Here is a 666-nt window from a genome sequence, read left to right on the forward strand (position 1 = left end):
TACAGGTCAGGGATGTGCCAGTCCGTATCGGGAAGCTGAAGCGCGGCCTCTGTCAGGCGGTCCTCCATCCCCGGTGCCAGTTGGGTGCCGGGGTGGGGCTGGCTCAAGATCAGGGGGGACGTTCCCTCGCTGACGGTGTAAATGTGACTCATTTTCAGTGCACCAATCCTGTTTTTGGAAGATATGCGGCAAATTCATTCCGCAATTCATCGGTTTTGACCCACGCCTTGATGGCTTCGATATCCGGGGCAAAGAACCGGTCCTCGTCATAGGCGGGGACCCGCTCCCGAATGCGCCCGAACAGGGTTTCCAGTACCGTTGAGGATTTCAGCGGGTGGCGGAACTCGATCCCTTGTGCGGCGGCCAGCAATTCAATCGCCACAATGGCGGCGGTGTTGTCGGCCATGCGCAGAAGGCGCCGGGCCCCGTGGGTGGCCATGCTGACATGGTCTTCCTGATTGGCGGATGTGGGGATGCTGTCCACGGAGGCCGGGTGGGATTGCTGCTTGTTTTCGCTGGCAAGGGCCGCTGCGGTTACGTGGGCAATCATGAAGCCGGAATTGACGCCCGGCTTGCCGACCAGAAAAGCGGGCAGGCCGCTGATTGTGGTGTCGATCAGCATGGCGACGCGCCGCTCCGACATGGAGCCAATCTCGGCAATGACCA

1 protein-coding gene is annotated in these 666 nt (G+C 60.8%); it reads right to left on the reverse strand.

What is annotated here, in order from left to right:
- Window positions 1-154 precede the first annotated feature (154 nt).
- A partial coding sequence (locus QQJ79_RS15725) for an aromatic amino acid lyase (protein WP_284223869.1) occupies window positions 155-666 on the reverse strand: 512 nt, incomplete at its 5' end.

Source organism: Brevundimonas denitrificans (assembly GCF_030160755.1).
Classification (GTDB): Bacteria; Pseudomonadota; Alphaproteobacteria; order Caulobacterales; family Caulobacteraceae; genus Brevundimonas; species Brevundimonas denitrificans.